Origin of the sequence: Burkholderia reimsis (assembly GCF_003294055.1) — a bacterium.
Lineage (GTDB): Bacteria > Pseudomonadota > Gammaproteobacteria > Burkholderiales > Burkholderiaceae > Burkholderia > Burkholderia cepacia.
In genome coordinates this window covers 42,172-63,097 of the sequence record NZ_QMFZ01000046.1, presented here as the reverse complement: position 1 = coordinate 63,097, position 20,926 = coordinate 42,172, and the positions used below count along the sequence as shown (strand labels likewise).

Annotated in this window: 15 protein-coding genes and 1 pseudogene; 6 read left to right on the top strand and 10 right to left on the bottom strand. The window is 62.5% G+C overall.

Annotated features, from left to right (window positions below):
• Nucleotides 1-175, bottom strand: a pseudogene (locus DPV79_RS35550) (efflux transporter periplasmic adaptor subunit); the annotation flags it as partial.
• A gap of 231 nt (nucleotides 176-406) precedes the next feature.
• Nucleotides 407-1,291 carry a LysR family transcriptional regulator gene (locus DPV79_RS35545; RefSeq protein ID WP_021163681.1) on the bottom strand — a complete coding sequence of 295 codons (885 nt, stop codon included), beginning with the start codon at nucleotides 1,289-1,291 and terminating at the stop codon, nucleotides 407-409.
• Between the two features lie 596 nt (nucleotides 1,292-1,887).
• On the opposite strand from DPV79_RS35545, the gene DPV79_RS35540 reads away from it, so the two are divergent.
• Complete coding sequence (locus tag DPV79_RS35540) at nucleotides 1,888-2,856, top strand: AraC family transcriptional regulator (RefSeq protein ID WP_113047599.1); 969 nt, start codon at nucleotides 1,888-1,890, stop codon at nucleotides 2,854-2,856.
• Between the two features lie 210 nt (nucleotides 2,857-3,066).
• Here DPV79_RS35540 and DPV79_RS35535 read toward each other — a convergent pair whose 3' ends face one another.
• Together DPV79_RS35535 and DPV79_RS35525 are read right to left on the bottom strand one after the other, a co-directional pair.
• Nucleotides 3,067-4,008, bottom strand: coding sequence for a LysR family transcriptional regulator (locus tag DPV79_RS35535; RefSeq protein WP_042978100.1), 942 nt, complete (start codon nucleotides 4,006-4,008; stop codon nucleotides 3,067-3,069).
• A 298-nt stretch (nucleotides 4,009-4,306) separates the two neighbouring features.
• Nucleotides 4,307-5,605 carry an adenylosuccinate synthase gene (locus tag DPV79_RS35525; protein WP_113047597.1) on the bottom strand — a complete coding sequence of 433 codons (1,299 nt, stop codon included), beginning with the start codon at nucleotides 5,603-5,605 and terminating at the stop codon, nucleotides 4,307-4,309.
• Between the two features lie 140 nt (nucleotides 5,606-5,745).
• Between DPV79_RS35525 and gcvA the strand changes: the two genes are divergently transcribed.
• A complete protein-coding gene (gcvA, locus tag DPV79_RS35520; RefSeq protein ID WP_059551833.1) occupies nucleotides 5,746-6,651 on the top strand; it encodes a transcriptional regulator GcvA in 906 nt (301 codons plus the stop codon).
• A gap of 181 nt (nucleotides 6,652-6,832) precedes the next feature.
• On the opposite strand, the gene DPV79_RS35515 is transcribed toward gcvA, so the two are convergent.
• On the bottom strand, nucleotides 6,833-7,144 hold the full coding sequence (locus tag DPV79_RS35515; RefSeq protein ID WP_048028142.1) for a hypothetical protein: 312 nt from the start codon (nucleotides 7,142-7,144) through the stop codon (nucleotides 6,833-6,835).
• A gap of 2,549 nt (nucleotides 7,145-9,693) precedes the next feature.
• Here DPV79_RS35515 and DPV79_RS35510 point away from each other — a divergent pair.
• On the top strand, nucleotides 9,694-11,010 hold the full coding sequence (locus DPV79_RS35510; RefSeq protein ID WP_021163671.1) for a replication initiation protein: 1,317 nt from the start codon (nucleotides 9,694-9,696) through the stop codon (nucleotides 11,008-11,010).
• Nucleotides 11,011-11,104: 94 nt separating this feature from the next.
• Here the strand turns inward: DPV79_RS35510 and DPV79_RS35505 are convergent, their stop codons facing one another.
• The 4 genes from DPV79_RS35505 to DPV79_RS35490 all read right to left on the bottom strand — a co-directional run bounded on the left by DPV79_RS35505 (nucleotide 11,105) and on the right by DPV79_RS35490 (nucleotide 16,894).
• Nucleotides 11,105-12,136, bottom strand: coding sequence for a ParB/RepB/Spo0J family partition protein (locus DPV79_RS35505; protein WP_113047596.1), 1,032 nt, complete (start codon nucleotides 12,134-12,136; stop codon nucleotides 11,105-11,107).
• Nucleotides 12,129-12,824 carry a ParA family protein gene (locus DPV79_RS35500; RefSeq protein WP_011350423.1) on the bottom strand — a complete coding sequence of 232 codons (696 nt, stop codon included), beginning with the start codon at nucleotides 12,822-12,824 and terminating at the stop codon, nucleotides 12,129-12,131. Before DPV79_RS35500 ends, DPV79_RS35505 begins: the two co-directional genes overlap by 8 nt.
• A 1,804-nt stretch (nucleotides 12,825-14,628) precedes the next feature.
• Complete coding sequence (locus tag DPV79_RS35495) at nucleotides 14,629-15,645, bottom strand: AraC family transcriptional regulator (protein WP_113047595.1); 1,017 nt, start codon at nucleotides 15,643-15,645, stop codon at nucleotides 14,629-14,631.
• Between the two features lie 124 nt (nucleotides 15,646-15,769).
• The gene (locus tag DPV79_RS35490) at nucleotides 15,770-16,894 is read right to left on the bottom strand and encodes an MBL fold metallo-hydrolase (protein ID WP_060126011.1); all 1,125 of its coding nucleotides are present in this window, start codon (nucleotides 16,892-16,894) and stop codon (nucleotides 15,770-15,772) included.
• 83 nt (nucleotides 16,895-16,977) lie between these two features.
• On the opposite strand from DPV79_RS35490, the gene DPV79_RS35485 reads away from it, so the two are divergent.
• Nucleotides 16,978-17,631 carry a TetR/AcrR family transcriptional regulator gene (locus tag DPV79_RS35485; protein ID WP_021163666.1) on the top strand — a complete coding sequence of 218 codons (654 nt, stop codon included), beginning with the start codon at nucleotides 16,978-16,980 and terminating at the stop codon, nucleotides 17,629-17,631.
• A 188-nt stretch (nucleotides 17,632-17,819) separates the two neighbouring features.
• Nucleotides 17,820-18,311 (top strand): flavodoxin family protein, encoded by a 492-nt coding sequence (locus tag DPV79_RS35480; RefSeq protein ID WP_027792197.1) that lies wholly within the window; start codon nucleotides 17,820-17,822, stop codon nucleotides 18,309-18,311.
• A 134-nt stretch (nucleotides 18,312-18,445) separates the two neighbouring features.
• On the opposite strand, the gene DPV79_RS35475 is transcribed toward DPV79_RS35480, so the two are convergent.
• Entirely contained in the window at nucleotides 18,446-19,030 is a 585-nt protein-coding gene (locus DPV79_RS35475; protein ID WP_113047594.1) for a DUF2889 domain-containing protein, read from the bottom strand.
• A gap of 756 nt (nucleotides 19,031-19,786) precedes the next feature.
• Between DPV79_RS35475 and DPV79_RS35470 the strand changes: the two genes are divergently transcribed.
• Nucleotides 19,787-20,449, top strand: coding sequence for a ProQ/FinO family protein (locus tag DPV79_RS35470; RefSeq protein ID WP_021163663.1), 663 nt, complete (start codon nucleotides 19,787-19,789; stop codon nucleotides 20,447-20,449).
• The last annotated feature ends 477 nt before the right edge of the window (nucleotides 20,450-20,926 follow it).

Genomic DNA, 20,926 nt, shown 5'->3' with positions numbered 1-20,926 from the left:
CGCTGGTGCGGCCCGGCAGGTCGGTGAAGACCGGTACGGCTTGCGGCTGGACGGTGACGACGCCGACTTCCGGCGTTTGCGGCGGCGGTGCCGATTCTTTTTTCCCGCACGCGGCCAGGAAAACGGCAGCCGTTGCAGCAGTGATTAAGCGGTATGGAACCCGTTCGACGCGCATGGAGCGACCTCTCGCAAATAGACGACCTTCAATTGGAATCACCAGATCTCCTCGTAACCTGCACGCGCGGCCGGAATGCTGTCGCTTCCTGTTTGCCGCGGATGCGGTTGCGTATGTCGGGCGTTCGTTGCGCCCTGCGGAGCGTTCGTTCGTCGAACTGCTTCCGTGGAAAAAGCGTCATGAGCCCGCGTCACTGGCGAGCGGGCGTTGCCGCGGCGACCAACCGGGCCGCTAGCTCGCGGGCCGGAACGCGGTGCCGGCAAATTCGATGAATGCCCGTGCAGCGGCCGGCAGACGCGCGGTACGCGCATGCGCGAGCTTCAGCGTGACGGGCGCGAGCGAGTGAACCGGTGCAACGCGCACCAGCGCGCCGTCCGCCAGATCGGCGTCGACGAGATACGCGGGCAGCACCGCGGCGCCCATGCCGGCCACGGCCAGCCGCCGTGCCATCTCGAGATGGCCGACGCCCTGACTGCCGCCGGGCGTCGCGTCGGGCCGGAACGCAGCCGCATCGTCGCCGCCGGCGGCCGGCAGATCGAGCCGCACGGCCGCAAGATCCGGCCAGTCGCCCGACGCAGCCGCGCCGCCGTGTGCGGCGACATAACCCGGTGCCGCGACGCGCACGGATTCGTAAGAGGCCAGCGTGTGCAACGCGTGCGCACCTGTCACCGGCATGCCGTCGGTCAGGAACGCGACATCGATGTCTTCGGATGTCAGATCGACATGGGCGTCGGTCAGCGTCACGGTCGGCCGCACGTCCGGGAACCGGCTCACGAAACGATCGAGCAACGCGCTCAACTGGCTGAGCCCGAACGCGACCGGCGCAGCAATGCGCAGCGCGCCTTCCGGCTTGCTGCCCATCGCGACGAAACGACCGTCGATCTCGTCGATCGCCCCGAGAATCCGTTCGACGCGCGTGAGATACAACTCGCCGATTTCCGTCAGCGACTGGTGGCAAGTGCTGCGTTGAAGCAGGCGTGCACCAAGGCGCGTCTCGAGCGCATCGACCAGCCGGCTCGCCATCGCCGTCGACACGCGCAGCCGCGTCGCCGCCCGGCGAAAACCGCCTTCCCTTGCCACCGTCACGAATGCCCGAATCGATTGAAGTTGGTCCATTTGTCCGGATTCCCTTGCGCGGTCGGCCGCCTGGACGCGCACACCCGCTGCCGCGTCCCGACCGACATGTGACGGCCCGGCCAATGCGATGGCACCGACGCCGGCCACGCCGGATCGGTCGGCGCGCTCGCGCCGGACGCGCACCGGCATGCAACGGACGCAAGCCGGCCTCGGCTGGCCCGATGCACGAATATTCGAATAGCAGTCCTGAGTCTCTTGCAGCGATTCCCAGCGGCAACGCCGGCGGCATCCGCCGGCCTGGCGACGCTCATACCTGCGTCGCCCGAGCGCACTGGAATACGTTTCTTTAAGCAGGTGCAATGGTATGAAAACCGCCGGAAATTGGCTTGCCTGATCCTGCGATTGTTTTGCCTTAATTTCCGAATTTGTGCGCCGCACACTGCGCAACGACGGGCCATGCGGCCGCCGGCCGTGCAGATCCGGATGATTGGGCTGGTTTCCGACAGATTTAGGCAATCACGTGCGCGCGACTCGCCGTACGATGTGACCGCCGCGCCATCCACCTGCCGGGACACCGACAGGGAATCGCAGTCGCGCACCTTGCACCGCCCCCCTCGGTCATCCGCTCACGCAATATGGAAATCGACGCCCGAACGACGCCGCTACAGCGCACCGCACCCGATCACGCCCCTCGGTCACTAACGGCCCGGCTCGCTGCGCTGATCGCCGCCTATGCACCGCACGACGGCACGTTCGAACTCCCGGTGCGTGGCTTGCGCATCGCACGCGTGTCCGCGTCGCCGCCACACTGGAACCATGGCGTGCACCGCGCGTGCCTGAGCATCGTCGGACAAGGCGCGAAATCGACACGGGTCGGCGACGCCGTCTACGCGATCGACGAATCGCGGATGCTGGTTACGACTGCCGACCTGCCCGTCACCGGCCGCGTGACGCGCGCGAGCCCGGCCGAGCCGTTCCTTTGCGCACAACTCGAACTCGACCCGGCCCGCATCGCGGTGCTCACACCACGCGTGTTTCCGCGCGGGCTGCCGAAGGCCGTCGACGGCGGCGCACTCGACACGCACGATGCGCCGCCCGAAATCGTCGACGCCGTCGTGCGGCTGATGCAACTGATCGCACACCCCGACGACATCGACCTGCTCGCGCCGCTGATCGTCGACGAAATCCTCATCCGGCTGCTGCGCGGCCCGTCGGGTGCGCGCGTCGCGCAGGTCGGCCAGGACGACTCGACGACGCAGCGCATCTCGCGTGCAGTCGCCTGGATCCGCGACCACTACCTCGATCCGATGACGGTCGAATCGCTCGCGCGACAGGTAGACATGAGCCCGTCGACGTTCCATCACCACTTCCGCGCGGTCACGTCGATGAGCCCGTTGCAATGCCAGAAGATGCTGCGGCTGCAGGAGGCACGCCGCCTGATGTGCGTGTCGGCAATGGATGCGCAGCAGGCGTGCCGCAGTGTCGGTTATGTGAGCGCGTCGCAGTTCAGCCGCGAATACGCACGCCTCTTCGGCGATGCGCCGGGCCGCGATGTCGTGAAGCTGCGCGACCAGGCGGTGCCGCTATCCCGCGTCGCGCCGTAGGCCACGCACGTGACGTGCGTGGCACCCATGCATCGAACCAACGATGTTCGCTATCGAAAGCAAGCACTTTCATAAAGGCGCGCCAGTTGCCCGCGTATCCTTGGTCGAACCGGTCGCACAGATGAATTCGATATCCGGTTCAAATACAGGACTGCATATTATCTTTTCGATTGACCTGCAACGTCATCCTCACACGCCGACGATGCGACTTCAGGACGTGCAGGAAGCGTTCAGCGCGGCCTCGTCGGTGGACAGCATTTCGGGTACGCATTCACGCAGAAAATCGACGAACGTGCGGATTTTCGCATCGAGATACTGGCGCGATGCGTACAGCGTGTAGACGGTCAGCTTCTGCAAACGGTAGTCGGGCAGCACGCGCACCAGCGCGCCGCTCGCCAGCGCAGGCAGCGCCGACGACATCGGCAGCGAACCGATGCCGAGGCCGGCGCGCAATGCGGCGCCGAGCGCATCGGCGATGTTCACCTGGAAATCCGGCAACGGCAGGTCGAACGTCTCGGGGCCGTCGGGGCCGTCGAGATGCCAGCGATCGCGCGGAAATACGGGCGTGACGATCTGCAGGCACGCGTGGCCGTCGAGCTCGCGCACCGTACGCGGCGTACCGCGCTCCTTCAGGTATGCGGGCGACGCGCACAGCACGCTGTGCACCTCGCCGAGCCGCTGCGACACGAGCCCCGAATCGGGAAGCTCCGTCGCGCTCAACTGCAGCGACACGTCGTAGCCTTCGTCGATGATGTCGGGCACGTGCTGCGACAGCGTGAGCTCGACCGCGACCGACGGATAACGCTGCCGGTAACGCACGACCGCGGGCACCACGTAGGCCTGGCCGAAGCTCGTCGTCGCATGAACGTGCAGCCGTCCGGACGGCTTCGCCTGTGCATCGGCCGCCTCGGCTTCCGCTTCTTCGATATAGCCGAGGATGCGCTGGCAGCGGTCGAGATAACGCTGCCCGGCATCGGTCAGCGCGATGCGGCGCGTGCTGCGGTTGAGCAGGCGCGTGCGCAGATGCGTCTCGAGCTGCGCGACCGACCGCGATGCATAGGCCGTCGTGATGTCCAGGCGCTGGGCCGCGCTCGTGAAGCTGCCCTCCTCCGCAACCCGGACGAAAATGCGCATCATCTGTAACGTGTCCATCGACCTGTCCCCGGGATTGAGATCACGTCGCGCCACCGTGCGGCCATGGTGCCGGCGGTTCCGGCGCGGGCCGGTCTGGCGCGAATTGTGCGGAACAGTACAGCAGCAGTGCAGACGTGTCCAGTTCGCCGTACGCGGCATGATCCGGATGCCGAATCGTGTCGCCGGGCCGCCCTGCACGCGTCGTCCGGTTCGTGCGCATGACGTCCGGACGCGCCGGCAAGCTAACCGCAGCGAATCGGCAAAAACTACCCGGCGACCATGGTGTGGCCGCACGATTCACGTCATGTATGACGGATCAGGCCGTGGCGGCCGCATCGAACGGATTGCGCAACACGATCGTGTCGTCGCGCTCCGCGCCGGTCGTGATCATCGATACCGGTGCGCCCGCGACCGCTTCGACGCGCGCGATGAAATCCTGCGCGGCGCGCGGCAGCGCCGCGCGTTCGCGTACCCCTTTCACAGTGCCGCGCCAGCCGTCGAACCGCTCGTACACGGGTTTCGCGCGCGACTGCGCATCGAGGCTTCCCGGCAGATGATCGACCCGCACGCCATCGAGTTCGTAGCCGACGCACAGCTCGATCGACTCGAAACCGTCGAGCACGTCGAGCTTGGTGAGCGCCAGCGAATCGATGCCCGAAATCCTGACCGCCTGACGCAACTGCGCGGCATCGAGCCATCCGCAGCGGCGCGGCCGGCCGGTATTCACGCCGAACTCCTGCCCGCGCGCGCGCAGCGTTTCGCCGGTCGCGTCGGACAGCTCGGTGAGGAACGGGCCGCCGCCGACCCGTGTCGCATACGCCTTGGTGACGCCCAGCACGTGGCCGAGCTTCGACGCGCCGAGCCCCGTGCCGGCCGCCGCCGCCGATGCAACGGTGCCGGACGACGTCACGAACGGATACGTGCCCCAGTCGATGTCCAGCATCACGGCTTGAGACCCCTCGAACAGGATGCGCTCGCCACGGTCGGTCGCGTCGTTGAGATCGGCCCAGACGGGGCGGACGAACGGCAGGATTCGCGGCGCGAGGTCGGCGAGCGTCGCCAGCATCGCATCGCGCGAATGCTCGTCGAGCCCGAGGCCGCGGAACCACGCGTTGTGATGGTCGACGAGCACATCCAGTTTGGCGGCAAGCCCGCCCGGTTCCGCGAGATCGCCGACGCGCAACCCGCGACGCCCGACCTTGTCCTCGTAGGCCGGCCCGATCCCGCGCAGCGTGGTGCCGATGGGCTCGCGGCGCAGACGCTCCTGAGCCTGGTCGATCGCACGGTGGATCGGCAGCACCAGCGTCGCGTTCTCGGCGATCGACAGGTTGTCCGGCGTCACCGACAGCCCGAGTTCGGCCATCCGCGCGATTTCCGCGAGCAAGGCTTCCGGATCGAGCGCCACGCCGTTGCCGATCACGCCGCGCTTGCCGCGCACGATGCCGCTCGGCAGGAGCGCGAGCTTGTATGTCTTGCCGCCGACGACCAGCGTATGACCTGCGTTGTGGCCGCCGTTGTAGCGCGCGACGAGATCGGCCTGTGCCGCCAGCCAGTCCACGACGCGTCCCTTACCTTCGTCGCCCCATTGGGCCCCCACGACCACCACGTTCGGCATGCTCCGCACTCCATGTGAGAAATTCAGACAATCGTTCGGCCGAGCCGGCCGTTTGTGTGCCATATTGGCGGAGCTTGAGCACCCGATCAAACGATTAAACCTGAACCATCGCGTGAGTAAATATCACGTGAAATGACGCAATGGCCCGACGCCTCCCTCCGTTGAATTCGCTGCGCGCGTTCGAAGCTGCCGCGCGCCACGGCAGCTTCACGCTGGCCGCCGACGAACTGTGCGTGACCCACGGCGCGATCAGCCGGCACGTTCAGCAGCTGGAGGCGTGGCTCGGACGGCCGCTGTTCGAACGCCATAACCGGCGGGTCGAGCTGACCGACGCGGGCCGTGCGTATCTCGCCGAGGTCGGTGCGTCGTTCGACCGGATCGCACTCGCCACCGCGCAGCATTTCGGCCACGCGCAGCAGCGCGTGCTGCGCGTCAGTGCACCCGCGACGTTTTCTTTGCGCTGGCTGGTGCCGAAGCTGTCGTCGTTTCAGGTCGCCCATCCAGCCATCGAGGTACGGCTGTCGACGTCGAACGAGCCGATCGACAAGCTGCGCGACAAGGTCGACCTGATTGTGCGCGGCGGCCCGCAGGCCATCGACGGCTACGTTGCCGAGGAATTCCTGTCGGAAGTCCGGCTGCCCGTATGTGCACCGAAGCTGCTGGAAGGGCGACCATTGCATACGGCCGCCGATCTCGCCGGCTTCACGCTGCTGCACGCGGCCACTTATCCCGGCATGTGGCCTGAATGGCTCGCGGCAGCCGGACATCCGAATCTCGTGCCGCGCCACTCGCTCACGCTCGAGCATTTCTACCTGACGCTCCAGGGTGCGCTCGACGGGCTCGGCGTCGCGATGGGGCCGATCGCGCTCGTCGCGGACGACATCGCCGAAGGTCGGCTCGTGCAGCCGTTCCGCGAACCGGCGCTGCCGCCGTGGCGTTACTTCACGTACGTCGCCTCCGCACGCGCGAACGACGACGCCGTCCGGGCGTTCAAGGACTGGCTGAGGGTGACCGGAAATGCGGCTGCGCCGGGCGGGCGGAGCTGACCGTGTCGGTGTGCGGGTGGCACGCGCCACAAAATACAGGAATGCGAATCAAATAACGCAAGCGACTGGATTGCGATATTGCCTTCGTCGATACCGGGATTGCTGCGTTTGATGTGCGCCATGGAACGGCGCCGCATGCGGCAAGCCGCGGATCGATCCGTGGCTTGCCGCCGGAAGACGCTTACTGGCTTGCGCCGACGCCGGCTTTTTTCTCCGCGTTCTGCAGGTTCTGCGGATAGTTCGGATCATTGGCCGCCGGCTTGTAACCGGCATCTTCGAGTTTCTTCAGCTCGGCGTTGTTCTTCGCACGCGCGGCCTTGTGCTCTGCCTTGCGCTGGGCCCTGGCCGCCTTGCGTGCCTGGCTCTTCGCTGCCTTGGCGTCCTGTGCAGCGGACGCGCTGGCGTCGGTCTGCGCAAACGCGGGAACTGCCGAGCCGAACAGGAACGCGGCTGCGGTAGCAGCCAACGTGAGTTTTCTGATCTGGATTCGCATCGCTGAACTCTCTTTTCTGGTTTATCACGGATTGGAAGACCATCGAGATACCGCCCCTGCCCCGGTCGGTTGTCATGCCGCATCCGGGACCTGTGCATCATAACCGCGTCGTGAAAAATATGGCGTCAACGTGCAACGGGGTTCGGGGATACACGTATGGGAGAAAACGAGGACGGCACTCGACCGGGATGGTCACTGACAGGACAGGAATTGTGGATCGCGCCATTGGGGAACCGGAAACCGGCGACGTACCTGCGCACTGAAGACGCGGACGATTGATGTATGGAGGTGCGATGCGAAATACCCATGACTGTTTCATAGGTGGGGATGCCGGCGCGCTCACCCTGGACGTGATCGTCATTCGGCCAATCAAGATAATCGCAGTCACAGCAGTCGAACTGTGTGTCACGTTGCCGGTCGACGTGGTTCAAGCGACAGTTCCTCCCATAAACGACCACGATTCGGTGTTACGGAGATCAAGGCAAGCACGATTGCATCGCACACAGCGTTTGCAGTTCGATACAGCAACCAATCGCTGAACTGTGACCCCAAGGGCTGCCTTAGTCGGCAAATATGGTCGCCATGTGGTCCGTATGACGAAAGGCGTCGACATTGCCTACGGTGAAGACATCGGCCCGGACCGCTTCACGATTGCGCTGACGGCATCGCGCGGATGTCACCACGGTCGTCGGGCGAACGTGATCCGCAGAAATGATGTCGCGACCAGGTGAGATCCGGCCGATTCAGCGCAGGAACGCATCGGACCGCATGCCCGAAACACAGGATTTTCATTCCGCGACCTTGGCCTCAATGCATCGTGGCGAGCATTGCCGCCCGCACAGCGTGCAGATACCTGCTGCCTCGTCAGGTCGGCGAGCTTTTACGAGATTCGAAAGTGTCGGAAGGTGAGAATGTTCGGGATCATCGCTCGAATTCGACTGCGGTGAGCTTCGTGATCCCTCCATCTTCACGTTGGCCCACGACGCATGCTGGATCGACCCAGGACCCGGCAACGCGTGCAAATGATGCCGCCCCCCTACTTGATCTCGGGAAAGCCGTTCCAGGGCCTCTCGTTGTGGATGGGAGGCACAGCATTGATTTTCGGTTGATGGAGCCAAAGGTAGAAAGTTGGACGCCCCGGGCGCGGCGAAGCGAGTTGCGGCGATTTCCTCTGTGCACAGCCGACAGGCTGGGTTTGACCGGAGACGCGAGCCGACGATCGGAGAACTTTCTTCGTAGACGAGGAGGCCTGAGTGTAAAAATTCCTTCGCCAGCCGTAGCGGATGATTTCAAACTGCTGTGAACGAAACCGAAGAGATCTATGTTTCCGGCCGCCGATCGACTTCGCTGGTCGATAACGTGCATTCGCGAGGCTACGGGGACGGTTTTTCGATCCCATAAACGGGAACCTATACCTGGAAACGGGCAGTTTCCTCCCGTTTTTCTCCCATAAGTTTCTACGTTTCAGTCGATGTGAGTATGTACTCACCTCTACTGGAAGCCTTGTTGGGCCTGGAACCTGTGCGAAATGAGGAGCCCGGCCACTGTTTCCCAAGCCTGAATTGAAGCCTTGAGGTGCCTGCAACACCATAGACGGCTACTCAATGGTAGCGGTTTATGGGGTTTGTCTTTCTGTGGACGCGCACGTGTGTTTACATCTTTTGTTAACGACGTTTACTTCTTTAACTACTTTTAGACGGCTCACAGCCTTATCCCACAAGGGTTTGACAGGTGTTCGGTACCCATTTATGGGAGCACAGGTGTAAGGGTCTGGGGTTTCAGGTCTGTGGATTTGGGGTTTGGGGTACCGGGTTGTGGGGAGTCAGGGTTGTGGATATGGGGCAAGCGTACCCGGTTATGGGAAATCGGCCACAGAACACGTTGGGTAGTCGTCTATGGGAACGTATGTAGGTAGCCTTTTATGGGGCATTTTTTTGATCCGTAGATGCCTGAATGCACAGTGATTTTTCTTGGGTAGCCGGTTATGGGGCGCTTCAAAGGTACCCGGTTATGGGTAGCATCCGGGGCCGCCTGACTGCCTTTTTCCAAATTTTCCAGTGATTGGTTCCCATGGACAGGATCGACGGCACGGACAGGTAACCTTTTATGGGGAAACCGGAGGGTTGCCGTTTATGGGAGCTGTCTGCGGCATCCATGCCATCAAGGCCGGTTGAAAGGTACCCTCCTGTGGGAATCGATGAAGGTAGCAAGTTATGGGAGGAAAACGAGACTGTGCTGCACGGCACCATGAATGTGCCCAACGATCTCGATTCCGCACATCTGTTTCCCATGGATGGTTACCTTGGCGAGGGCAAATCCCGTGCCGGGTTTCCGTGACCGGGCATGAAAGGTAGCAGCTTGTGGGAAGCATTTTGATCGAAAGGTAGATGGATATGGGGCCCCGAAAAGATCGTCTGATCGAAGATTTTCCTTTTGTATCTGAAGGTTAGCCGAGATAGTGCAAGTAAAGCAGGAACAAGGGCGTTGCCCGTCGCCGCGAAAAGGTATAAAGTCCGCTCTCAACAAGGTGACCTTATCCGGACATTACGATGCCGCGCAAGCCCGCAAGCAAAGGCTCAGACAAACAGGTTTCGCTGTTTCAGACACCCGAGCCTCCCGACTTGCTGCGCAAGGCGGTCCAGGCGATTCATATCGCGCCCAAGTCCGGGAAGATCGGGCTGCAGCAGCGCAAGATGTTCAGCTCGCTGATCAAGAACGCGCTTCGGCAGGAGGCTTTCGAGCCGGGCCGGACGAGCTTTTCGATCTCGATCGCGTCTCTCTCGCACGAGAGCGGGTTGAACAGCAACAACACGAAATACGTGAAGGACACGGTCAACTCGCTGATCAGTACCGTCGTCAACTGGGACTACCTGGCCGCGGACCGATCGACCGTCTGGAAAGCGTCAGGCCTCCTCGCCGGCGCGGAGCTCGAGCAATCGGTGCTGAAGTACAGCTTCTCCGACCAGATTCGCAGCGAATTGCTCAACCCCGAGATCTACGCATTGATCGATATGCGGATCGCCCGCGAGTTCCGGCGGTCGCACTCGCTTGCGTTGTGGGAAAACACGGTGCGCTACGAAGGAATCGGCATCACCGCGAAGATCCCGCTGCCGAAATTTCGTGACCTCATTCTCGGCCAGGACAAGGCGTCGCAGTCGTACAAGGAATACAAGCTGTTCAAGAGCAAGGTCCTGGTGCCGTGCATTCAGGAGGTGAACGAAGTTTCGGATCACACGCTCGAGCTGATCGAACACAAGTCCGGCCGGAGCGTGGAAGCCGTCCAGTTCAAGGTGACGCGCAAGCAGAGCGCCGATACGGTGGAGGACGGCGACGTCAAGAACGAAGCGCTGGTCGAGGAGGTCGCCAAGTTCGGCATTCCACGTTCGGAAGCGCGCCGGCTGATCACGCAATACGGCGTGCAGCGCATCAAGGCCGCGATTGCCTACACGCTCAATCGGACTACGAAGAAGAATGCGGCGCCGGTCGACAACGTGGCCGCGTACTTCCGCAAGGCGCTGACGCACGGCTATACGCTGGCCGACGGGCAGGGAACGGAGGCGGCCGCACCGGCGAAGGAATCCGCGCAGAGCAAGCAGGAACAGATTCGCGACAAATATCTGGCGGCGAAGGTCGAGGAAGCCGGCGCGTATTTCCGCGAACTGGAGATCGACGACCAGACCAAGCTGATCGAGCGTTACAACGAGACGGTGGCAGGCTCGAAGGATCTGACGCTGTCGCCGAAGAAGAAGGCGAGCAAACTTGCGCAGACCAGTTTCTTCCGATGGCTCGCGCTGGATACGTGGGGCGAACCGACCTCGGACGACTTGCTGGAATTCTTGCTGAAAAGCAGTCTCGCAGGCAACTGAACGAGGCCTCGCAGCCGGGTGTGCGTTGCGTGCCGGACGTCGTCGTCCGGCTTCGCGATGCAACGCGGATGCGAGGCCTTCTGCTTTTCGCGCGTTACTTTTGCGTAGCCGTTGCCAGCTCGGCAACGTACGCGTCGATGACGGTCTTCAGCTTGTCGGCGAGCGCCTCCTGGTGCGATGCGTCGACGCCCTTGAGCTGCAGATCCAGGCGGCCGTCCGGATAGGTCTTCAACTGACCGATCGCTTGCGATTCGAGCGCGAAGTCATGCCGGACGCTGTAACGGGTGCGTCCTGCCTTCTTGCTGCCGTCGCTCTGCGCACGCAGGAAATTCTCGAGATCACGAACCGATTTTTTCCGGTCGATCACGGCCGTCAGCAGCCGGTCGGCCGTCGGCTCGCCCAGGCGTTCGAAGATCAGCTTCAGGAAATACGCCGCCTGCAGGCCGACCACGTCGTTCGCGCCCGCCATCCGTTCAAGGAGTGTGTTCGGGAGTGCGTTGAGCGACAGCGTCTTGCTGATCGATGCCTTGTCCTTGCCGATTTTTTCCGCCAGCGTGTTCTGGTCGGAAAAGACCTTCTCGTCGAGGAGACGCTTCCACGCGACCGCATCGTCGAAGATCGTCTGGCGTTCGTGGTCGTGGTTCGCGCGATACGCGATCGTGTAGAGCTGCTCGGGCGTGTGATCCGTGCGGAACGTGGCGTTGATGGTTTCGTCGCCGTTGATGCTCGTCGCGCGAAGCCGGCGTTGCCCGTCGATCACGACGAGCTTGCCGGGAAACTCCGGCAGCCGCGTCACCTTGATCGGCTCGATCTGCCCTTCCCGTTTCAGCGTCAGGGCGAGCTCGTGCAGGCTCGACTCCGAGTAGAACACGCGCGGGTTGAACGGGTTCGGAATGCAATCCTTGACCAGCACCTTCTGTGGCGCGCCAAGATCGGCCGTGACGGCGGGTGCGGCCGCGGCCGGGGCGCTGGCGGGCGCCGATTCGGCGATGGCGATCGGTGCGGCCGCCGGTTCGGGCAGCCGCGTTTCGAGTGCCGCATTTTCCTGCGCGAGCCCGCGCAGCAGGCCGGCTGCGAGATGCAGGTTGCCGGTCGGCTTCTTGTCTTTCGAGGTGTCCTTAGCCATGGGCGGCTCCGGTAGCGCGCGTCGACGCGATGTATTGGGCCATTTCCGTGACCAGCTTTTCGATTTCCGCTCGGGCTTCTTTCAGGCCCTTCAGGTACCGATTGTGATGATGGATCGTGGTGCCGAGCGCAAACGTCTGACGGTAGACCTCGCGTTGCGCGATCTGGCTGTCGAGCAGATGCTCCCCTATTTCTTCTGCTCTTAGAATTTTTAAAATTTCTTCACGCATTTTAGTTTTTCCATTAACGCTATTCAGCATTAATGCGGAAGACAGATTTGGGTTGCGGACGGATCGCATCGATTCGATCATGCGGATCATCGCGACGGTGCTGTAGAGATCGGCCGGCGACGGCGACAGCGGCACAAGGCAGAAATCGGCAACTTCGAGTACCGATGCGATTCGCGGATCTTCGAGGTTGCCGGGACAGTCGACGACGATCACATCGAAGTTCGCGTCTTGCTTTTTGATTTCGCCGCCAATGCCTCGGCCGGCAGGGGCCAGCGAGAGTACCGTCATCGGCAGCGTGTTCTCGCCGCTTGTTACCCACCGGACGGACGTGCCTTGAGGGTCGGCATCGATCAGGGCGACCTTGTTGCCGCCTGCTTCGAACGCAGCCGCGATATTGACGGAGATGGTTGTCTTCCCAGTCCCACCTTTTTGATTACTGACGGCGATCTTGAAAGCCATTAAATTTCTCCACGGAGTTTTGCGTAATATATGCAGTTATTAGCGAAATGTCCAGAAAAAGCCTTCGACGGGATGTATGACTTGATGATCGATATGGTTGTCACGTGACAAGTAGCCGAATGGCTAACGAGTCAGCGATGGGCGGTGATCGAGTAAAAATAAAATTGACGATCTCGCTCGAAAATCACGTACAAAGATCGATAGAAAGTTCGACGAGCTTTAACAGTGATGACGGATTAACGCCTGGAGGCTGGCCGATTAATCTTGAGAAGTTTCCGGAAAAACTCTCAGTGACTCCAGTAGGTCGGCTTGGAGAATGTCGTCGGGAAGCTCAGTTGTCACGTGACAAGACGTAGAGATTTGGTGCTTTCCGGTGCACTCCGACACCGAAGAATCTTTGGCCAGATCGCGGTTACGACCTCGGCGAGGTCATTTCAATGTTCGATCGTTGGTTTCGCGCGACTACCTCGCAGCCGAGGTGAGTTGTCACGTGACAATCGACTCAAGAGCGGACGGTGACGACCGCTCTGGGTCGATTTTCAGCCCCGTTGCGACCGAACTCCGTTGAGAATGAACAGATAGATCGGTAAAGGAGAAGTTTGTCGCTGTTGGCTCGTCGCGAAGAGATTTTCCGGGCGGTTGTTTGCTGAGTTGTCACGTGACAACTGGAGTGTTGTTTGAGGCGCGTGCGCGTTGAGTGGCACGCTGGCCTGCGCGTCGGGTGGCACACACTGTATCGGAGAGTTTGATGCATCGATTGATCGCAGATTCCGCCCCCATCGTGGCGGGCAATCTGCATTCATACCCCCTGCAAAACGATAGAGTTCCTCACTGGGACAGCAACCCGTGTGCACATCATAAGCGTCTATGATGTGACCCCATTTAACTGGGCCGCTCAGTTGCATCTTCATCGAACGTTAGCCAGCAGGGTAGGGCGAGGCTCTGTCGTGCCTACCCCGTTCCCGCCAGCGCAGTCTCAGCCTTCACGCGATGGCCGTGCGTGCGAGGCATCGATTTGCGGCAAACTCCGCGATTGAAGGTCGCGCGATAGCTCAAACGGGCCAGATCGTGAAACAATTTCAAGAAATTCGATGCTCGTGGAAATCCTTATCCAGCAAGAGGTTGCGCAATATTCTTCATGTTGTTTCACGCAATATCGACAAGATTGCGCGTTTAAATGGGGGCGCATGGTCAATTCGTGCCCTGCATCCGGCAGCTCGTATAAAGACGCGTCGATATGTAATTATCAACACGTATTATGTAGTGTTTGAAACTTCCGTGGTCCCACCAGGTATCTGAAACAAATCGAACTCTCGCGGATCGCATACACCACGGTACGCTGTCGAGTCTCTGATCGGATGTCCGCGCCAATAGTCGGCGCGAGTTGTCACGTGACAACGCGCATTGGTTGCTCAACTCGTTGGATGACAGAGTGACGCGAGAATCCCGGCACCAAAGAGTTTGTGGCAGAGCGCCGGGGAGACCGTCAAGGGACCTGGTCGTTGAAGAGGGGACGAAGTCATCACCGGCTCATGAGAACGGTATGGGACGACCTGCTTGTATCTGCGCTTTGATCGCAAGTTGGCGAAACGTCCAACTCCGAGGGGAGCTCACGCATCGCTCGATACTAAATTGCAAGTCCTCAGGCGGCCATCAAGCCATCAGTCCTGAGTCGGCAAGAAATCGAGAGGCGCGCGTCCCGCTGCAAGCGTGTGACTCGCCCGGATCAGGCGTGAAACCGATCCAACCATTCCGCGGATACCGCCAAAATCGGCATCCTGCATCTTCGGTACAACTCCGGCGATCAGTAAGTTGCCGCCACCGACGGAACGACGTCCGTTCCGCTGCGCAGGTTATCGATATCTCTTCTCGGCGAATTACCGAACAACCGACTGTATTCGCGGTTGAACTGGGTCGGGCTCGCATATCCAACCCGGAACGATGCCGACGTGGCGTCGAGTCGCTCGGACAGCATCAGCCGACGTGCTTCGTTGAGTCGTATCCATTTCTGATACTGCAGCGGACTCATGCCAGTGAGCTGGCGGAAGTGGTGATGGAAAGTCGAACTGCTCATCTGAACCTGCGTCGCCAGATCGTCGACTCGCAGCGACTCGTCGTAATGGGTTCGCAACCACTGGATCGCCCGCGACACGCGGTTGCCCTGACTGCCGGCGGACGCAATCTGACGCAGGCGGCTGCCCTGGTCGCTCGCCAGCAGCCGGTAGTAGATTTCCCGCTCGACGTACGGAGCGAGAACTGCAATGGCGTTGGGATCATCGAGCAACGCCAGCAACCGGTTGACTGCGTCGTAGAGCGGTTCGGTCATGTCGCCGACGACGAGGCCCCGACCTGCGGGGGCATCCTCGTGATCCGGTGCGACCTGCGCCATCAGTTCGGCCATGACGCGAAAATCAAGCTTGAGCCCGATCCCGAGAAACGGCGTTTCTCGGCTGGCCTCGATGACCTGCGTTGAACCGGGCAAGTCGAGCGACGTGATCAGAAAACGGTTGGCATCGCATAGATACACATCGCCGCTCTGAATGATCCGCTTCGTGCCTTGGACGACGAGCCCGAATCTTGGCTCGACCATACAGTCCATCGGCTGCGTCGGTGTTTCCCTTCGATGGAGGCTCAGGTTCGGAATGGCCGTGGTGAGGTGGTCGACTCCGTCCGTCCACCTCGCGACGCGCTCTGCGAGTGTCGGCCGCAGGTCGCTCTCCCGGCTCTGGCGGGTCGATCGGGGAGAGACGCGGTTGAATGCAGCGAGGGGGGCGGTGTCGACCTGTTGGCAGGGGGAGTATTGGGCAGGTGCCGGATGCATGACTTCTCTACTCGGGTAATCGGGTCTACAGGCGGGCCCATCGACATGCAGGTACGCCGGAAACGAACTTCCCGGAGGCGCGGCATTGCCGCGCTCCCGGGAAAATGCGCAACGTCCGGTGGGCCTACTTCGTCGCTTGCGACGCGCAAAGCGACCAGCGGCGCGATTTCGTGGCAACGGATGGCACGCGCTCGTCCACCGTGCGCCACCACCGCTCGCCGCGATGCGGCTCGGCCAGAGCGAGGCGCTCGCCCATCCTGGGCGTCGACAATTCGACGCCACGCACGATCGCCAGCGCCGTGACGCGCTCGAACGGTTCCTGCCAGCGGTGCATCGCGAGATCGAACGTGCCGTTGTGGATCGGGACCAGCCAGCGACCGCGCAAATCGATGTGCGCCTGCACGGTTTCTTCCGGCTGCATGTGGACGTACGGCCATTGCGCATCGTATGCGCCTGTTTCGATCAGCGTGACGTCGAACGGCCCGAGGCGCTCGCCGATCGTACGGAAACCATCGAAGTAGCCCGTGTCGCCGCTGAAGAACACGCGCAAGTCGTCGTCGACGATGACCCAGGATGCCCACAGCGTGCTGTTGCCATCGAACAGGCTGCGCCCGGAAAAATGCTGGGCAGGCGTGGCGGTCAGCGTCAAGCCGGCCTCGTCGACACTCTGCCACCAGTCGAGCTGACGGATTTTCTTCGCGTCGATTCCCCACTCGATCAGGCGGTCGCCGACACCCAGCGTTGTCACGAACACACCCGTGGTGGCTGCGAGCGCGAGCACCGTGTCGCGGTCGAGGTGATCGTAGTGATCGTGCGACAGGATCACGCCGCGCAGCGGCGGAAGATCTTCGAGTGCGATCGGAGGCGCATGAAAACGCTTCGGGCCGACGCGACGAAACGGCGACGCGCGCTCGGCAAAGACGGGATCGGTCAGCCAGAATTCGCCGCGCAGCTTGAGCAGCAGCGTTGAATGGCCGAGCCGGTACAGGCTGCGATCGGGGGCCGCGTCGAGTTCCGCGCGAGTCAGCGAATCGACGGGCAGCACCCCTGCGGGCACGGTATGGCGCGGCTTGTTGAACAGCATGTTCCACGCGATGCCGAGTGTCTTGCCCAACCCCTCGACCGGCCGGGGCGCGACATTGCTGAAGCGCTCGCCATTGTGCTGCGGCGAGCCGCCAGACAGCACGCGGCCGCGTCGGGCGGCCGCAAGACCCAGAATGCGATGAATCAAAACGAGAGGCGATGCCATGTGGGTTCGTCCGGAGAATAAAGTACACTAAACAGTGTAGTTTATTTTTGGGATAAGTAAACTACGCGGTGTAAAATTTCCGAATGGATACCAGCACTCCCCCTCAGCGCCTGACCGATCGAAAGCGCGCGGCCATCGTCGACGCGGCCATCGAGGAATTTCTCGCGTCGGGTTACGACGCGACCAGCATGGACCGAATCGCCGCGCGCGCGGACGTGTCGAAACGCACGGTCTACAACCACTTTCCGGGCAAGGAAACGCTGTTCGCCGCGATCCTGCAAAAATTGTGGGATGCGACCCGAACCGGCAGTTCGCCAACCTATCGTTCTGACGTGCCGCTGCGTGAACAATTGCTCGCGTTGCTGGAGCGCAAAATGCGCCTGCTCGGCGACGAGGCATTTCTCGCGCTCGCACGTGTCGCGATCGGTGCGGCCATCCATTCGCCGGAACGCGCGCGCGACATGGTCGAGCGTCTCGGCGAGCGCGAGGAAGACATGACGGTCTGGGTGCGAACGGCCGCAGCGGCCGGACGCCTGTCGGTCACCGATCCGGTGTTTGCCGCGCATCAGCTGCACGGTGTCGTGAAGGCATTCGCGTTCTGGCCGCAGATCACGATGGGCCAGCCGCCACTCGCGGCGCCGGAGCAACAAAAAGTCGCGGAATCCGCCGCAGACATGTTTCTCGCGTACTACGCGCGACCGGAAGACCCCGACGCATCACGCGCCGCAGCGGACTGATCGTGCATCCGGTCGATCATGCGCGAAGCGAGGCCGGCACAATGCGCATGTTCGACGCGCGCCCTGGCCCGACGCGTCGGTAAACCGGCAGATCCACGGATGCGGAACCGCCTCATATGATCGCTGGCCATCCAGCAGAACCCGGCGATGCCGCCGGCTTACCTGAAGCCGAACGCGAGTGACGACGCATGAAGACACTGTTGATCGTCTATCACACGATGACCGGAGGCACGCAACAGATGGCCGAAGCGGCTGCCGGCGCGGCGCGCGAGCAATCCGGCGTCGACGTCAGGCTGCAGCGCGCGGACGCGACGAGCGCAGACGATGTGCTGGACGCCGATGCCTATCTGTTTGCGACACCTGAGAATCTCGCAGCGATGTCCGGGCTGATGAAGGATTTCTTCGACCGCTGCTACTACGCGGCGCTCGATCGCGTGAACGGCCGCCCGTATGCGGTGATGATCTGCGCGGGAAGCGATGGACAGAACGCCTTGCGCCAGATCGACCGGATCGCGACAGGCTGGCGGCTGAAGAACGTGGCGCCGGGCCTGATCGTCTGTACGCACGCGCAGACGCCGGAACGCATCCTCGCGGCCAAGACGATCGACGGCGACGATCTCGCGCGCTGCGCCGAATTGGGCGCCGGTCTTGCAGCGGGACTTGCACTGGGCGTTTTCTGATCACGCAGGCCGCCGACAGCGCCGGCCGGTCAGCGTGAGGCCGGACCGAAGTATGTTCGTGCACATGACGCGTGCACACCGGTGCGGTACCGATCCTGCGGTGCGGGCACCGGACTGGCGCGACTGCCTGGCGCTCAGCTGCCTTTTGCCGGCGTCGAAGGCCGGTGGTATTCGGGCCAAAGACGTTTCACCAGATCGCGCGATGCGCCATATGCATGGCAACTGTCGATCTTGAGCGGCTTTCCGTCGCTGTCGCGCTCCTCGAGCGATGACTTCCGCATGCCGACCATCGTCTGATAGGCCGTGGTGGCGATCGGGCCGAGCAATTCCTTCAGGTGCGTGCACGTATCGCAGGACGGCAGGCGCTTGCGAACCTCGCTGTTCCAGCCGGCGCCGATGCTCAGTCCGACGAGCGCCTGCAGCGAGTCGCCGCCACCCGGACACTGCGCATACGGATGCGACCGGAGGAACGTTGATACGGCGCGGACGATCATGTCGGCGTCGAAGACCAGTGTCACGCCGAGGTCGTGGATCGGCGACAGCGCAGCGACCGTCCGGGTGCCGCCCGGCGGGGTGAAATCGAAAGTCTTGCGATCCACGAGGCAGGCTGTTACTTCGAACTGGCCGTCGCTGCGCCGATAGCCGCGCATGTCGATCTGCCGGTGGTGTATTTCCTCGCGCGTGATGCCGTCGTGCGGGATGTCGTGTGGGGGAACCATGTATCTGCTCCGTTTCGTGCAACCGGTTCTTTTCGCCGGCAAGCGATATCTCGACGGCTGGCCCGGTGCGCAGCGAAAGGGGCCGAGGGATACCGCCGCCGACATCGATCCGGCCATACTACGCACTTTTCGGCATCTTCGTACGCGACGGGATCGATGCGGACGCAACGATTCGAGTAGGGGTATCGATGCGATCGGCGGAGGCATTCGCATGTCGCCACACACGCGCCGCTCCGTCGCCGGGCGCTTCACATTGGCGCAATCGTCGATTCACACGCAACCGACGGCGCCGCCCGGGATCGCGAATGGCGACCGAGGTTCGCGGCGCATCGATGCGGCACGATCGGGGGCTGCGCCCGAAGGCGGCATACCTCGCATGGGGCGTCGGCCAGTGCCGCCGCCGGGGCAATCGCGGCGCGCAAGATGGCCCCGATTTCCGGCGACGAGGGTGAACGACGTGACTTCCTGAGACGTATCCATATAATGCGCAACACGACCGTACGGATGCATTTCCGGTGCCCCGAATCGGGCCAATGCAGACCGGTGAGTCAACCGGCCGTCGCGCGTACCGGTATACTTCCACTCCTGCCTTGTCCGGCATCGTGGCCGGGTGCCTGAAAACAGAGTGGCGTGCGCGATGCGGCCCCGTAGTGTTCCGCCTCGGCGGCAGACGGGTCGCACGCATGGCGGCGAAGCTGGTGCGCCGCGCGGTGTGACCGCACGAACCACACCTTATATTCCTGGTGGATTGAATTTATGGGTTTTGAACAACTTGCCGAATTGCGGGCGCAGCTCGCAGCGAAGGCCAAGCAGGAGCGCAACGCGAAGCGGCCGGCAGCGCCGGCGGACACCGGCGCGAAGCCGAAGTCCGGCGACCAGCCGCAGCGTGGCGCCAAGCCGGCTGCGGCCGGCGGCAAAGCACCGCATCGCGCGAAGCCTGCATCGGCGAAGCCGTCGGCGCCGGTCGATCCGGTCATCGTTGCGATCGGCAAACTTCAGCGTAAGTTTCCGCGTGCATTCCCGAAGAATCCGGCCCCCAAAGTGCCGCTCAAGGTCGGCATCTGGGACGACCTCGCGCGCGAAGCACAGGCCGTCGGGCTCAACGAAGCCGAACTGCGCGAAGCGATGTCGACGTGGTGCCGCGGCAACCGCTACTGGTCGTGCCTCGTCGAAGATGCCGTGCGGGTCGACCTGCAGGGCAACGAAGCAGGGCGCGTCACGCATGACGACGCAGCGCGGGCGCGCCGGCTGAAGGCTCGCCGCCCCGGCAAGGGCGCGGCGCAATCGGCCAAGGGTGCGCAGCAGCAGCCGAAGGCCGAGCAGCAGGCCGAGGCGGCCGCCGAGCCGCAACCGGCGAACGTGGAAGCGCAAGCCGACGCAGTGCCGCAGGTCGAGCAGCAAACGGCTGGAAACGAGTAACCGGCAGCGCGCGGCTGCATGCCGCGCGGCGCTGACCCGCATGCACATCGCCTGCGGCGAACGACACGACTGACTGACCTGCCTCGACAGCGGCAGGTCAGGACTCCTCCCACCGGCGCCTGACGCGCCGGGTCCTTATCTATCCCGCCTCGAACAGACCCTGCGACCCGGACGAAGAAAGTTCGTCAATCGGTGCTGCATGCGCGATATCCCGACCGTGTCGTTTGCGCGTGGAAGGTACGCATGTCCTGAACGCGACGACGCGTCATTCAGTTAATTCGGTTTCCTGAAATTTCGCAATGCCGGAAGAATCGACACGGCATGTGAGCGTTCGCGCCCGTTCGTCCTGACACGTTGACGCGCGATAATCTCGCCGGGGCACGTCAGTTCGTGCGCAAGTTGACCGGTACGATGCAGCTTGCATTCAGAAAGGTACTGAACGCCAACTGCGACACAACCCGAAGCCGCTACCGGCGC

Bases quoted from the DNA above. Each gene is read 5' to 3' on its own strand.
- DPV79_RS35540 (WP_113047599.1), top strand. From the start codon at position 1,888: ATGGAAATCGACGCCCGAACGACGCCGCTACAGCGCACCGCACCCGAT.
- DPV79_RS35485 (WP_021163666.1), top strand. From the start codon at position 16,978: ATGGATACCAGCACTCCCCCTCAGCGCCTGACCGATCGAAAGCGCGCG.
- DPV79_RS35490 (WP_060126011.1), bottom strand. From the start codon at position 16,894: ATGGCATCGCCTCTCGTTTTGATTCATCGCATTCTGGGTCTTGCGGCC.
- DPV79_RS35475 (WP_113047594.1), bottom strand. From the start codon at position 19,030: ATGGTTCCCCCACACGACATCCCGCACGACGGCATCACGCGCGAGGAA.
- DPV79_RS35510 (WP_021163671.1), top strand. From the start codon at position 9,694: ATGCCGCGCAAGCCCGCAAGCAAAGGCTCAGACAAACAGGTTTCGCTG.
- DPV79_RS35545 (WP_021163681.1), bottom strand. From the start codon at position 1,291: ATGGACCAACTTCAATCGATTCGGGCATTCGTGACGGTGGCAAGGGAA.
- gcvA (WP_059551833.1), top strand. From the start codon at position 5,746: ATGGCCCGACGCCTCCCTCCGTTGAATTCGCTGCGCGCGTTCGAAGCT.
- DPV79_RS35500 (WP_011350423.1), bottom strand. From the start codon at position 12,824: ATGGCTTTCAAGATCGCCGTCAGTAATCAAAAAGGTGGGACTGGGAAG.
- DPV79_RS35470 (WP_021163663.1), top strand. From the start codon at position 19,787: ATGGGTTTTGAACAACTTGCCGAATTGCGGGCGCAGCTCGCAGCGAAG.
- DPV79_RS35525 (WP_113047597.1), bottom strand. From the start codon at position 5,605: ATGCCGAACGTGGTGGTCGTGGGGGCCCAATGGGGCGACGAAGGTAAG.
- DPV79_RS35495 (WP_113047595.1), bottom strand. From the start codon at position 15,645: ATGCATCCGGCACCTGCCCAATACTCCCCCTGCCAACAGGTCGACACC.
- DPV79_RS35535 (WP_042978100.1), bottom strand. From the start codon at position 4,008: ATGGACACGTTACAGATGATGCGCATTTTCGTCCGGGTTGCGGAGGAG.
- DPV79_RS35480 (WP_027792197.1), top strand. From the start codon at position 17,820: ATGAAGACACTGTTGATCGTCTATCACACGATGACCGGAGGCACGCAA.
- DPV79_RS35515 (WP_048028142.1), bottom strand. From the start codon at position 7,144: ATGCGAATCCAGATCAGAAAACTCACGTTGGCTGCTACCGCAGCCGCG.
- DPV79_RS35505 (WP_113047596.1), bottom strand. From the start codon at position 12,136: ATGGCTAAGGACACCTCGAAAGACAAGAAGCCGACCGGCAACCTGCAT.